Origin of the sequence: Romboutsia ilealis, assembly GCF_900015215.1 — a bacterium.
In the GTDB taxonomy this organism is placed as follows: Bacteria; Bacillota; Clostridia; order Peptostreptococcales; family Peptostreptococcaceae; genus Romboutsia; species Romboutsia ilealis.
The window spans coordinates 2,277,199-2,291,144 of the sequence record NZ_LN555523.1; the positions used below are offsets into that span (position 1 = coordinate 2,277,199).

Sequence of the window (13,946 nt, forward strand, 5' to 3'; positions counted from 1 at the left end):
TTCACCTAACTATAAAATTTTATTTTCATGTTCTGTCATTATTTCATAAATCTTTTGTATATCTAAGTTCTCTCTTAATAAATCTGCCAATTTGTCATATTCATTTTGCTTAAATTCATCAAAAGAAGTTACATTACTTTGTAATTTTTCTAATCCTTTTTCTTCTCTTATACTATTTAAAAGTTCTCTAGTAAAATCTATTTCATCAAATATTCCATGAATATATGTACCTACTACATTTCCATTTTTATTTATACTACCTTCTAGATAGCTAACTTCTTCTCCTAGCTTTTTATCAATTAAGTTTAAATAAGATACTTCACTTCCAGGCTTACTTATTCCCATATGTATTTCATAACCTTTTACTCTTTTACCAGATAAGTTTTTCATGTATCCTGAAAGATTTGGGTGTATTATTGCTTCTACTTGAGTAGTTGTCTTTTCTTTTTCAAATATAGTTTCTGTATCTAAAAGGCCTATACCATCTATCTCTTCAACTTCTCCTTCTACATGATAAGGATCTTTTATTTTCTTTCCTAGCATTTGGTAACCCCCACAAATACCAAATATTAATTTGCCTCTTTTTTGTAGCTCCTTTATTTGTTCCTCTAATCCATTTTCTCTTATATACTTTAGGTCATCTATTGTACTTTTACTTCCCGGAATGATAACTATATCTGGATTACTTAAAGCTTCTCCATACCCTACATATCTGACGCTTACATCATTTTGTGTTTCAAATATATTGAAATCTGTAAAGTTAGACATATGAGGAGTTCTTATTATCTCTATGTGTATGTCTCTTTTTCCTTGTACTGCCTTGAATCTAGTTGTAACACTATCTTCATCTTCTATTTTTATATCGCTATAGGGTATAACTCCAAGGACAGGAACATTTATTATTTCCTCTAGCATTTTTATACCTTCTTCTAAAAGTTCCTTTCTGCCTCTAAATTTATTTATTATTACACCTTTAACTCTTCTTCTTTCTTCTTCACTTAGTAGCATCATAGTTCCTGCAAGTGATGCAAATACACCACCTCTATCTATATCTCCTACTATTATTACTGGTGCATCTGCAATCTCTGCCATACCCATATTAGCTATATCATGCTCTCTTAGATTTATCTCGGCTGTACTTCCCGCACCTTCCATTACAACGATGTCATAGTTATTGCTAAATTCACTGAATATAGTCTTTAATTCTTTAGCTAGTTGAGGTTTATATGTATGATACTTGGAAGATGCCATATCTTCTCTTACTTTACCTCTAACTATAACTTGGCATCTATGGTTTCCAGATGGCTTTAAAAGTATAGGATTCATATCTGCAACTGGATCTATACCACAAGCTTCGGCTTGGAATACTTGCGCTCTTCCCATTTCAAGACCTTCCTTAGTTATAAAAGAATTTAATGCCATATTTTGAGATTTAAATGGAGCAACACTATATCCATCTTGTTTAAATACTCTACACAAACCTGCTGTTAATATACTTTTACCAACATTTGACGCAGTTCCTTGTAGCATAATCTTTTTGCCCATGATTCAGTTCTCCTTCATAAAAATTCAGAATATTAGAAAAAGTCCTAACTCTTGTAAGTTAGGACTTTTATTTTATACATTATATATTATAAAAATCTTCACCCCGAGATTTATTTAGTAAAATTAAATTAGGCAGGTATCCTGGCTCGACTTCATCCTACTCCTATACCTTCCCATCATATCGACAGTGGTAATTTTAGTTTCGTCCATCTTACAGTAGCGGGGGCTGCAAAGGATTTTCACCTTTTTCCCTATTAATCTTGAAAGAACCCAATTCAATCTAATATTCTATTTTAGTAACTATATAAAACTAGTATTATTCATAGTAGTTATAACTGTAAACCCATCTTGTATTTCTAAAATTGTAACTGATCCATTATCAATTTTAAAATTCCAGTGGTATTTATAACTATTTGATATTAAATAAGTTATTATATTTCTTATTGTTCCTCCATGAGAACAAATAAGAATTGTTTGATTATCGCAATCAGATATAATATTATCTAATTCTGTACAAACTCTATTATATGAATCTATTAAACTCTCTCCATTAGGATATTTGTACTCATATCCTTTTTTTATCATATCTTGAAATTCTTCAGGATATCTATTTTCTATCTCTTTAAAAGTTAATCCTTCAAAATCTCCAAAACTTATTTCTTTTAAACTTTCTTTTTCTATAATTTCTATAGATTTTAATTCAGATAATTTTTTTACAGTATCTTTAGTTCTAGAAGATGTTGTAGTGTAAATTTTATCTATATCGAAATCCTTTAAGTAATTTGTAATCTTATCTATTTGCTCTTTTCCTTCTTCACTTACAGAGCTATCTATATGTCCAGATAATCTACTTTCTTGATTATCTACTGTTAGAGCATGTCTAACTAATATTAATTTTACCATATTTCACCTCATTGAGGGCTATATTAATAATAAATATATACAAAATAAATATATAAGCTCTCCAAGTTCTATTGTACAACCTAATATATCACCCGTTACTCCATCAATTTTTTTGTATATATGTTTTTTAAATAAATTATTAAATATGAATAATATAATAATAGTACTTATTAACATTATTACTTTAAACGTTGAAGCTAAGAATATTAATTTTGATATTCCTATTATTAATATTATTGTATATAGTATAGCAATAGTAAACATCGATGTACTTGCTTTTCCTATAAATAAATTTCCCATTCCATTTTCTCTAGGAGTTACTGTTTTATACATCATAACAATTACTCCAAGTCTTGCCACTACAGGCATAAATATTACAGTCCAAAGTAGATTATTATTTATTATGCTATATATAAATCCTATTTTTAATAATATTAAAAACATAATGGCCAAAACAGAATTTGTACCTAATCTAGAGTCTTTCATAATTTCTAGCATTCTTTCTTTGTCTCTATAACTATATATAGCATCAAAAGTATCTCCTAATCCATCTATATGTAGTCCACCGGTTAATATGACTAATGTTAATGTTACTATTATTGATGTTATGAATGAATCAAAAAATATGCCAGATACTAAACCTATAATATATATTAATACACCTAGTACCAGTCCCACTAACGGAAAATATGTTATGGTTTTATGAAATTCTTCATCAAATCCAGTATCTATATTTATTGGTATCCTAGTCATAAATTGAAGTATAGAAATAAATCTTTTCATAAGCTACCCCTTTATCTTCATAGGAATTCCACTTACCACAAAATATACCTCATCACTATGAGTTGCTATTTGTTGATTTATTCTTCCTATAATATCTGTATATATTCTAGTTAATTTATTTATAGAAACTCCACCTAATCCTAATTCATTTGTAACTATCACAAAGTATAAATTAGTCTTTTTTATTTCTATAAGTAATTTTTCAACTTGTTCTTTTATATATTTTTCTAATTCATTTATTTCATCTTGTGTCGAATTATCTATATCTATTTCGTATGTAAACATTAAATTATTAACCAATAAAGTAACACAATCCAGTATTACAGTTTTATGTTCTTTAGAAATATCATTTATTATAGTGTATATATCTTTGTATATTTCATAAGTCTTCCAATTTTGTGGTCTGCTTTCTTTATGCTTTTTAACTCTCTCTTTCATTTCATCATCAAATGGAATTGATGTTGCTATATAAGCAGTATTATTATTTTGTTCTTTACATAGCTTCTCTGCAAAATTACTTTTCCCAGATCTTGCTCCACCTGTTACTAATATAACTTGGCTCATTTTTTTCTCCTAACTAAAATACTATCTACCCATATCTACTTCATCAAATGTAGCCATATTTTCATATGTGTAATTTGATGCCTCTATTATATTAAATGCAAGAGCCGCTCCACTACCTTCTCCTAACCTCATTCCCATATTTAGAACTGGTTCTAAGTTTAATATATTTAAAGCTCTCTGTGTTCCTGTTTCTGCCGATGAATGTGATGCTATCATGTATTCTCTAGTTTTTGGATTGATTTTATATGCAAGTAATGCAGCTGCATAAGATATAAATCCATCTAAAACCACAGGTATTCTATTAGCACTACATCCTAGTATAACTCCAGCCATACCACCGATTTCAAATCCACCTACTTTAGATAATATATCTATTGCATCTTCTGGATTTGGTTTATTTAATTCTATAGATTTTCTTATTGTATCTGCCTTAAATTTAACTCTTTCTTTTTTTAATCCGGCCCCAATACCAGTTACATCCTCTGGGTCACAATTATCTATTACAGATATTATCGCACTACTTGGTGTAGTATTGCATATACCCATTTCTCCAATACCTATTAAGTTATATCCTTTTTTTATAGAATCTTCAGCCATTTCAATACCTATTTCTAAAGATCTAATAGCCTCTTCTATAGTCATAGCTGGACCCTTAGCCATATTGGATGTTCCTTTTCTTATTTTATAATTAAGTACACCTTCTAATTCATGGTCACAGTTTACACCAATATCTACAGCTATCACATCAGCGCCTACAAACTTACTTATTACGCCCACTCCACATATCCCTTTTGTAAAGTTTGGTAATTGCATATATGTTATATTTTGAGGGTCTGGTGCTACACCCTCTTCATAAACTCCATGATCTGCTCCAAAAGCTATAACTACCTTTTTAGAAGTATCAAAGTGTTTATTTTTATGTATTCCTGCTAATTGCATACAAATATCTTCCATCTTACCTAAGCTACCTTGAGGCTTTATTAATCTATCTAGCCTTTTTTTAGCTTGTTCAATAGAAGTCTTATCTAAAGAATCTATATTATTTACTGTGCTTTCTAATATACTCATTTTAATCCCACCTTAACATCTTAATTAAAGTGACTATCTAAAATAAACTTCTTGATATAACTTATATCATAATATAGCTATAACTCTATTTTTAGACAGCCACTTAAATTTTAATTATATATTATGAGCAACTTTCAAAGCTTCATAACTTGCGTTTATTGTATATTCTATATCTTCATCTGTATGTGCATTTGATAAGAACATAGCTTCAAATTGAGTTGGAGCTAATAATACTCCTCTTTTTATTAGTTCTTCAAAATATTTATTAAACTTAGGAACATCACAATTTTTAACATCATCATAATTATTTATAGGCCCTTTTGCAAAGAATAAACAAACTAGTGAACCTGCTCTATTTACTGTATAATCTAGTCCTAGCTTTTCTATATTAGATTTTAATCCTTCTTCTAATTTTATAGCTTTTCTTTCTAATTCTTCATATATACTTGGATTGTCTCTTAATATTTCTAAATTCTTTTTCCCCATATACATTGCTAGAGGATTTCCTGATAGTGTACCTGCTTGATAAACTGGCCCTACTGGAGATACCATGCTCATTATTTCTTTAGTTCCTCCATAAGCTCCAACCGGAAGACCTGCTCCTATTATTTTCCCAAAGCAAGCCATATCTGGTTTTATTCCGAAATATCCCACCGAACTATTATAATTTAATCTAAATCCAGTTATTACTTCATCAAATATTAAAACAGTTCCATATTCCTTAGTTATATCTCTTAATAGTTGTAAGAATTCTTTCGTTCCTGGGACAACTCCCATGTTTCCTGCTACTGTTTCTACTATTACAGCTGCAATCTCATGACCTTGCTCTTTGAATATATTTTTTACTTCATCTAAGTCGTTATATCTACATACTAAAGTGTCCTTTACAACATCCGATGGTACACCAGGACTTGTCGGAACTCCATATGTTATTGTTCCTGAACCAGATTTAACTAATAGTGCATCTGAATGTCCATGGTAACATCCTTCAAACTTTAATATTTTATTTCTATTTGTATATGCCCTAGCTACTCTTAATGCACTCATAGTAGCTTCTGTTCCTGAATTTACCATACGAACTTGATCTATTGCAGGATAAGCTTCCACAACTAATTTAGCCATTTCAACTTCTATTGCAGTTGGTACTCCATAACTTGTTCCCCTATATACAACTTCTTCTATTCCTTCTACTATTTCCTTCGGACTATGACCTAACATAAGCGGTCCCCAAGAACAAATATAGTCTATGTACTCATTACCATCTACATCATATATTCTACTTCCATGAGCTCTTTCTATAAATATTGGATCTAATCCAACTGATTTAAAAGCTCTTACTGGACTATTAACCCCTCCTGGTATATATTTAGTTGCTTCTTCATATATCTTTAGTGATTTTTCATTTTTCATCTATATGTCCTCCTAAATTTTAAAGTTCAAACAATTCTTCGACTAACTTTATATACTCTTCTCTTTTACCTTTATCCTTTGTTTGCTTTAAATTTATTATTGGTTCTCTTATTAATCTTTTTAATGCAGATGTTAGCATCTTATCGATAATTTTTTTATCTCTATTGTTAAGATTAGTTTTTCTATATATATATTCTAATGTATCTTCTCTAATCTCTAAACATTTATCATTTAATGATTCAATTGTAGGGTCGATTTTGATTGAGTCTAGCCATTCTGTAAACTCTATAATTTTTTCAGATATCATCTCATATCCTGTTTGCGCTAACTCTTTTCTCTTTTTATCATTCTTATCATGAATGTCTTTTAAGTTATCTATGTCATATACTTCTATATTATTTAATTCATTTATCTTAGGATCTATATCTCTTGGAAGTGCAATATCCATCATAAATATTTTTCTTTGAATTTCAGGCATTTCATCATATTTTATGACCATATGTGGAGATGCAGTAGCACTGATTACTATATCAACATCATTCATTACTTTATATCTGTCTTCATATTTTATAGGAACTATATTCTTAAATTCACTTTTTAATTCTATTACTTTTCCATGACTTCTATTTGATAGATATATTGTGTCTAGCTTTTCTTCTTCTAAGTACTTCATTGTAAGCCTGTTCATCTTACCGATACCTATAACTAAAGCTTTTTTACCTTCTAAATTACCAACCTTATTTTGTAAAAATTTTATACCTATATAGCTTATAGATAAAGGTTGATGTGATATTTTTGTAGTATTTTTTATATCCTTAGCTATATTTACTGCTTCTCTAAATAATTTATTAAATATCTTTTTGCTAGAACCAAGTTGCATAGAGAAATCATGTGCATCTTTTACTTGTCCAAGTATCTGATCTTCACCTAAAACTATAGAGTCTAGACCTGATGCTACTTTAAATAGATGTTCTATTGCTGAAGTATGTTTTTTAGAAAATAAATATTCTTTTATACCTTTTGCATTAAAAAACTCTTCATAAAAATCTTCTACCAATTTAATTTTTTCATCTATGTTCTTTGCCTGGATATAAATTTCACTTCTATTACAAGTAGAAAGTATTACTACCTCTCCTATATCTCTATCTAGAAAGTAGTTTATAGCCTCTATCTTTTGTATATCCGTAAATGAAACCTTTTCTCTTATATTGATTGGAGCTAAATTATGATTTACCCCTATAACACCTATATTCATGCCCAACCTCCAAGCTAATTAATTATTTATATTCACTAATATAGTATAACACTACTATCTCTTCTTTGTAAATTTAACCAACTATTTTTGTAATTTAATTATTTTTTTGCATAAAAAAAAGATTACGTGGCTACGTGCTACTCTCCCAGGCGGTCGCCCACCAAGTACCATTGCCGCTAAAGAGCTTAACTTCTGTGTTCGGTATGGGAACAGGTGTATCCTCTTTGCTATAATAACCACATAATCTTATTTAAGTTGGAGCGGGTGAAGGGGATCGAACCCTCACAGCCGGCTTGGAAGGCCGGAACTCTACCATTGAGCTACACCCGCATAAGTTTTAGAGTTAATACTCTGAAAACTGCATATCATTTAATATTTATCATTTTATTTTAGCAACCTAAATCTTTGATTCGGTTTGCAATATAAACCTTTAGGTTTATTTTTTGGTCAAGTCCTCGACCTATTAGTATCGATAAGCTAAATACATTACTGCACTTACACCTTCGACCTATCAACCAGGTAGTCTTCCTGGGGTCTTACCCTTACGGTGGGAAATCTTATCTTGAAGTTGGCTTCGCGCTTAGATGCTTTCAGCGCTTATCCATTCCGTACATAGCTACCCAGCCATGACCTTGGCAGAACAACTGGTACACCAGAGGTACGTCCATCCCAGTCCTCTCGTACTAAGGACAGGTCTTCTCAAATTTCCTACGCCTGCGACGGATAGGGACCGAACTGTCTCACGACGTTCTGAACCCAGCTCGCGTACCACTTTAATGGGCGAACAGCCCAACCCTTGGGACCTACTACAGCCCCAGGATGTGATGAGCCGACATCGAGGTGCCAAACCTCCCCGTCGATGTGGACTCTTGGGGGAGATAAGCCTGTTATCCCCAGGGTAGCTTTTATCCGTTGAGCGATGGCCCTTCCATGCGGTACCACCGGATCACTAAGTCCGACTTTCGTCCTTGCTCGACCTGTATGTCTTGCAATCAAGCTTCCTTTTGCCTTTACACTCTTCGCACGATTTCCGACCGTGCTGAGGAAACCTTTGAGCGCCTCCGTTACTTTTTAGGAGGCGACCGCCCCAGTCAAACTGCCCACCTGACGGTGTTCCAAGACCTGATTCAAGGCCTATGGTTAGGATCCCAGTACTACAAGGGTGGTATCCCAAGGTTGACTCCACACAGACTGGCGTCCATGCTTCTTAGTCTCCCACCTATCCTGTACATGTAGTACCAAGACCCAACGTCAAGCTACAGTAAAGCTCCATGGGGTCTTTCCGTCCTGTCGCAGGTACCCGGCATCTTCACCGGGATTACAATTTCACCGAGTCTATTGTTGAGACAGTGCCCAAATCGTTACGCCTTTCGTGCGGGTCGGAACTTACCCGACAAGGAATTTCGCTACCTTAGGACCGTTATAGTTACGGCCGCCGTTTACTGGGGCTTAAGTTCACTGCTTCGATTGCTCTAACAGATCCCCTTAACCTTCCAGCACCGGGCAGGCGTCAGCTCCTATACATCGTCTTGCGACTTAGCAGAAACCTGTGTTTTTGGTAAACAGTCGCTTGGGCCTATTCTCTGCGGCCTGTCATAGACAGGCACCCCTTCTCCCTAAGTTACGGGGTCATTTTGCCGAGTTCCTTAACAATAGTTCTCTCGCTGGCCTTAGGATACTCTCCTCACCCACCTGTGTCGGTTTACGGTACGGGCGCCTTTAAACTCGATAGAAGCTTTTCTTGACAGTGTGAAATCAGCTACTTCGCCCCGAAGGGCTTCCCCATCACATCCTAGCATTGTCTAAACGGATTTGCCTATTTAGACTGCCTCAATGCTTAGCCGTACATAACCAACAGTACGGTTAGCTTATCCTACTGTGTCACTCCATCTCTCAAACGCTTATTGGCGGTACAGGAATATCAACCTGTTGTCCATCACCTACGCCTTTCGGCCTCGGCTTAGGTCCCGACTAACCCAGGGCGGACGAACCTTCCCCTGGAAACCTTGGGTTTACGGCCCGTGGGATTCTCACCCACGTCTCGCTACTCATGCCAACATTCTCACTCGTATACTGTCCACATGTCCTTACGGTCATGCTTCAGCCTGCATACGAAGCTCCCCTACCCATCATAATTGATGCCGTAGCTTCGGTAGTACGTTTTAGCCCCGGAAATTTTCGGCGCAGGATCACTCGACCAGTGAGCTATTACGCACTCTTTAAATGAGTGGCTGCTTCTAAGCCAACATCCTGGTTGTCTGTGCAATCCCACATCCTTTACCACTTAACGTACATTTAGGGACCTTAGCTGACGATCTGGGCTGTTGCCCTTTTGACTATGAATCTTATCACCCACAGTCTGACTCCCAAGTAAAAGAAAACGGCATTCGGAGTTTGATAGTCTTCGGTAAGTGCAATACCCCCTAGGACATTCAGTGCTCTACCTCCGTTTCTCTACGCTTGAGGCTAGCCCTAAAGCTATTTCGGGGAGAACCAGCTATCTCCGGGCTCGATTGGAATTTCACCGCTATCCACAAGTCATCCCCGAGCTTTTCAACGCTCGTGGGTTCGGTCCTCCACGAAATTTTACTTTCGCTTCAACCTGCTCATGGATAGGTCGCCCGGTTTCGGGTCTACGCCAAGTAACTTAATCGCCCGTTTAAGACTCGCTTTCGCTACGGCTCCACACCTTAAGTGCTTAACCTTGCTACTTAACGTAACTCGTTGGCCCGTTCTACAAAAAGTACGCGGTCACACAAGTAATGTGCTCCCACAGCTTGTAAGTGCAGGGTTTCAGGTTCTATTTCACTCCCCTCCCGGGGTTCTTTTCACCATTCCCTCACGGTACTATGCGCTATCGGTCACTAGGTAGTATTTAGGCTTGGAGGATGGTCCCTCCTGCTTCCCACAGGGTTTCACGTGTCCCGTGGTACTCTGGATCATACTAGTAGCTTTCTCGTTTCAACTACAGGGCTATTACCTTCTATGGCGGAGCTTTCCAACTCTCTTCATTTACGATATTGCATCCATGTTGTATGTCCGCAACCCCAACGAAGTAAACTTCATTGGTTTGGCCTGTTCCGCTTTCGCTCGCCGCTACTTACGGAATCGAATTTCTTTCTCTTCCTCCGGGTACTTAGATGTTTCAGTTCCCCGGGTTCCCCTCGCTAAGCTATGTATTCACTTAACGATACTTAGACATTACTCTAAGTGAGTTTCCTCATTCGGAAATCTTCGGATCAAAGTTTACGTGCAACTCCCCGAAGCTTATCGCAGCTTATCACGTCCTTCATCGGCTCCTAGTGCCAAGGCATCCGCCCTGCACCCTTAATAACTTGACCAGTTATTAAAAAGTTATCGCTACTGAACAAACTTCGTATTAACTCAGTTTATTCCAGTGCTTAAAAGTGTAATTTAAAAGACTTTTCTTGTCTATATATGTTTAAAATGATGTCATATCACTAAATGTTATGCAGTTTTCAAAGTGCTAACGCACTTCGCTACCTTCCACTCACGTTCGTTCGTGCCTAGGTGCTCAAAGTACTTATTTTGGGCTTCGCCCTCTTTTTGAAAGTTTTTAATAAACCCTCAAAATTAAACAGTAGGTAATTCTCCTTAGAAAGGAGGTGATCCAGCCGCACCTTCCGATACGGCTACCTTGTTACGACTTCACCCCAGTTATTGATTTCACCTTCGACACTCGCTTCCCAAAAGGGTTAGCTAAGTGGCTTCGGGCGCCCCCAACTTCCGTGGTGTGACGGGCGGTGTGTACAAGACCCGGGAACGCATTCACCGCAGCATTCTGATCTGCGATTACTAGTAACTCCAGCTTCATGTAGGCGAGTTTCAGCCTACAATCCGAACTGAGAATGGCTTTAAGGGATTAGCTCCGCCTCACGACTTGGCTGCCCTCTGTACCACCCATTGTAGCACGTGTGTAGCCCTAAGCATAAGGGGCATGATGATTTGACGTCATCCCCACCTTCCTCCAGGTTATCCCTGGCAGTCCCTCTAGAGTGCCCAACTTAATGCTGGCAACTAAAGGCAAGGGTTGCGCTCGTTGCGGGACTTAACCCAACATCTCACGACACGAGCTGACGACAACCATGCACCACCTGTCACTTCTGTCCCCGAAGGGAAAGATGCGATTAGGCATCGGTCAAAAGGATGTCAAGCTTAGGTAAGGTTCTTCGCGTTGCTTCGAATTAAACCACATGCTCCGCTACTTGTGCGGGTCCCCGTCAATTCCTTTGAGTTTCACTCTTGCGAGCGTACTTCCCAGGCGGAGTACTTAATGCGTTAGCTGCGCCACCGAAGGGGGTAACCTCCGACAGCTAGTACTCATCGTTTACGGCGTGGACTACCAGGGTATCTAATCCTGTTTGCTCCCCACGCTTTCGTGCCTCAGTGTCAGTTACAGTCCAGAGAGCCGCCTTCGCAACTGATGTTCCTCCTAATATCTACGCATTTCACCGCTACACTAGGAATTCCACTCTCCTCTCCTGCACTCAAGTTCCCCAGTTTCAAAGGCTTACTACGGTTGAGCCGTAGCCTTTCACCTCTGACTTAAGAAACCACCTACGCACCCTTTACGCCCAGTAATTCCGGATAACGCTAGCCCCCTACGTATTACCGCGGCTGCTGGCACGTAGTTAGCCGGGGCTTCCTCCTCAAGTACCGTCATTATCTTCCTTGAGGACAGAGCTTTACGACCCGAAGGCCTTCATCGCTCACGCGGCGTTGCTGCATCAGGCTTTCGCCCATTGTGCAATATTCCCCACTGCTGCCTCCCGTAGGAGTTTGGACCGTGTCTCAGTTCCAATGTGGCCGATCACCCTCTCAGGTCGGCTACTGATCGTCGCCTTGGTAAGCCGTTACCTTACCAACTAGCTAATCAGACGCGGGTCCATCCTGTACCGCAAAAGCTTTGATACTTCCACCATGCGATAAAAGTATTTTATCTCGTATTAGCATACCTTTCGGTATGTTATCCGTGTGTACAGGGCAGGTTACCCACGCGTTACTCACCCGTCCGCCGCTCTTTACCGAAGTAAATCGCTCGACTTGCATGTGTTAGGCACGCCGCCAGCGTTCATCCTGAGCCAGGATCAAACTCTCAAAATAAATTCTTCGAATTTATATCGCCAACGTTATATCTTCGCTACCGCTTCAGATACATCCGTTGCTCAAATAAATTTGATTACCTGCTCAGACTAATCATTATCTGAATATCTGGCTTGGTTTGTTTAGTTTCAATTTTATAAATTAACCTACTGTTTAATTTTCAAAGTTCATTTTCACAACTTCTTAAGTTTACCAAATTTATCTTTCTTTGTCAACTTATTTTTTTTAAGTTGTTTTTTCTCTTTCGTGTTCGCCCTTTTCTTAAGGACAAGTATAACTATACCACCCATTTTTTCTATCGTCAATACTTTTTTATTAATTTTTTATTTTTTTAATAACTGAAAAAATGAAATATGTTATATATCTTGGTTTATTATGTCTATAATTTTATATTTTTTTCATAATGTATAAATAATGTATAAATAAAAATAATTGTTAATTTTTTTTAAGAATATATATATGATTAGATATATAGAGTATAATATTAATATAATATTAGTCGAAGCTAAAATTTTTTATTAATTTATTAAAATATACTTTTTAAGTCATTTTGTTTTGGGAGGTTTTTTATGAACAATTATCTTAGGGAGCCCGTAAATGGTTTTACCCACTTAGCTGGTGCAATATTGTCATTTGCAGGATTACTTGCATTAGTAATAAAAACAGCTTTACAAGGTCATTCTACTATAGCCTTAACAGCTGTAATAATTTTTGGAATAAGCATGATTCTTTTATATGCCGCTTCCGCTACTTATCACTTAGTCGTTTCTAGTGATAAAGTTATTAGTTTCTTAAGAAGATTAGATCATTCTATGATATTTCTTTTAATAGCTGGATCATATACTCCTTTTTGCTTAATCGCTCTTGAAGGCACTACTGGATGGGTTTTATTCAGTATAATAATAACTATAGCCATAGTTGGAATAAGTTTTAAATTAATTTGGTTTAATTGCCCTAGATGGCTTTCTACAAGCATTTATGTAATAATGGGATGGATTGCCGTGTTCCTAATGGGCCCACTAAAAGAATCTCTTTCTTCACAAGGTTTATCACTACTTATCATAGGCGGTGTATTTTATACTATAGGGGCTATAATCTATGCTACTAAACCAAAGTTTCTAAAATCTAAGTATTTAGGTTTCCATGAAATATTCCATATTTTTATAATGTTCGGTACTTTAACTCATTTTTTATGTGTTTTTAAATATGTAATATAGTATATCTGTCAAACTTATAAAAGCGTGATACATACCCAGTTATGATATCTCGCTTTTTTTATTACTTTCTATAATTG

At 36.2% G+C, this 13,946-nt stretch carries 8 protein-coding genes, 1 tRNA gene, 3 rRNA genes and 1 riboswitch; of the genes, 1 reads left to right on the forward strand and 11 read right to left on the reverse strand.

Translation table 11 applies throughout. The features are described 5' to 3' along the window. Window positions 1–9: 9 nt before the first annotated feature. The 11 genes from CRIB_RS10690 to CRIB_RS10740 form a co-directional block, all read right to left on the reverse strand. Window positions 10–1,545 (reverse strand): cobyric acid synthase, encoded by a 1,536-nt coding sequence (locus tag CRIB_RS10690; protein WP_180702352.1) that lies wholly within the window; start codon window positions 1,543–1,545, stop codon window positions 10–12. Window positions 1,546–1,659: 114 nt separating this feature from the next. Beyond that, window positions 1,660–1,834: riboswitch (cobalamin riboswitch) on the reverse strand. An 11-nt stretch (window positions 1,835–1,845) separates the two neighbouring features. Further along, window positions 1,846–2,448 carry a histidine phosphatase family protein gene (locus CRIB_RS10695; protein WP_180702353.1) on the reverse strand — a complete coding sequence of 201 codons (603 nt, stop codon included), beginning with the start codon at window positions 2,446–2,448 and terminating at the stop codon, window positions 1,846–1,848. A gap of 18 nt (window positions 2,449–2,466) precedes the next feature. Next, complete coding sequence (gene cobS / locus CRIB_RS10700) at window positions 2,467–3,231, reverse strand: adenosylcobinamide-GDP ribazoletransferase (RefSeq protein ID WP_180702354.1); 765 nt, start codon at window positions 3,229–3,231, stop codon at window positions 2,467–2,469. A gap of 3 nt (window positions 3,232–3,234) precedes the next feature. Continuing rightward, entirely contained in the window at window positions 3,235–3,795 is a 561-nt protein-coding gene (cobU, locus tag CRIB_RS10705; protein ID WP_180702355.1) for a bifunctional adenosylcobinamide kinase/adenosylcobinamide-phosphate guanylyltransferase, read from the reverse strand. A 21-nt stretch (window positions 3,796–3,816) separates the two neighbouring features. Beyond that, the gene (gene cobT / locus CRIB_RS10710) at window positions 3,817–4,863 is read right to left on the reverse strand and encodes a nicotinate-nucleotide--dimethylbenzimidazole phosphoribosyltransferase (protein WP_180702356.1); all 1,047 of its coding nucleotides are present in this window, start codon (window positions 4,861–4,863) and stop codon (window positions 3,817–3,819) included. 114 nt (window positions 4,864–4,977) lie between these two features. Continuing rightward, complete coding sequence (gene hemL, locus CRIB_RS10715; protein ID WP_180702357.1) at window positions 4,978–6,273, reverse strand: glutamate-1-semialdehyde 2,1-aminomutase; 1,296 nt, start codon at window positions 6,271–6,273, stop codon at window positions 4,978–4,980. A gap of 19 nt (window positions 6,274–6,292) precedes the next feature. Beyond that, the gene (gene hemA, locus CRIB_RS10720) at window positions 6,293–7,528 is read right to left on the reverse strand and encodes a glutamyl-tRNA reductase (RefSeq protein WP_180702358.1); all 1,236 of its coding nucleotides are present in this window, start codon (window positions 7,526–7,528) and stop codon (window positions 6,293–6,295) included. A 124-nt stretch (window positions 7,529–7,652) separates the two neighbouring features. Continuing rightward, window positions 7,653–7,769: ribosomal RNA gene (rrf, locus tag CRIB_RS10725) — 5S ribosomal RNA — on the reverse strand. A 15-nt stretch (window positions 7,770–7,784) separates the two neighbouring features. Next, window positions 7,785–7,858, reverse strand: a tRNA-Gly gene (locus tag CRIB_RS10730). 113 nt (window positions 7,859–7,971) lie between these two features. Further along, window positions 7,972–10,869, reverse strand: a 23S ribosomal RNA gene (locus CRIB_RS10735). A gap of 278 nt (window positions 10,870–11,147) precedes the next feature. Continuing rightward, window positions 11,148–12,652: ribosomal RNA gene (locus CRIB_RS10740) — 16S ribosomal RNA — on the reverse strand. The 16S, 23S and 5S rRNA genes sit together here with 1 tRNA gene alongside, the layout of an rRNA operon. Before the next feature lie 569 nt (window positions 12,653–13,221). Here CRIB_RS10740 and trhA point away from each other — a divergent pair. Further along, a complete protein-coding gene (trhA, locus tag CRIB_RS10745; protein ID WP_180702359.1) occupies window positions 13,222–13,869 on the forward strand; it encodes a PAQR family membrane homeostasis protein TrhA in 648 nt (215 codons plus the stop codon). Window positions 13,870–13,946: the final 77 nt, after the last annotated feature.

Bases quoted from the DNA above. Each gene is read 5' to 3' on its own strand.
- CRIB_RS10690 (WP_180702352.1), bottom strand. From the start codon at position 1,545: ATGGGCAAAAAGATTATGCTACAAGGAACTGCGTCAAATGTTGGTAAA.
- cobS (WP_180702354.1), bottom strand. From the start codon at position 3,231: ATGAAAAGATTTATTTCTATACTTCAATTTATGACTAGGATACCAATA.
- trhA (WP_180702359.1), top strand. From the start codon at position 13,222: ATGAACAATTATCTTAGGGAGCCCGTAAATGGTTTTACCCACTTAGCT.
- CRIB_RS10695 (WP_180702353.1), bottom strand. From the start codon at position 2,448: ATGGTAAAATTAATATTAGTTAGACATGCTCTAACAGTAGATAATCAA.
- hemA (WP_180702358.1), bottom strand. From the start codon at position 7,528: ATGAATATAGGTGTTATAGGGGTAAATCATAATTTAGCTCCAATCAAT.
- hemL (WP_180702357.1), bottom strand. From the start codon at position 6,273: ATGAAAAATGAAAAATCACTAAAGATATATGAAGAAGCAACTAAATAT.
- cobT (WP_180702356.1), bottom strand. From the start codon at position 4,863: ATGAGTATATTAGAAAGCACAGTAAATAATATAGATTCTTTAGATAAG.
- cobU (WP_180702355.1), bottom strand. From the start codon at position 3,795: ATGAGCCAAGTTATATTAGTAACAGGTGGAGCAAGATCTGGGAAAAGT.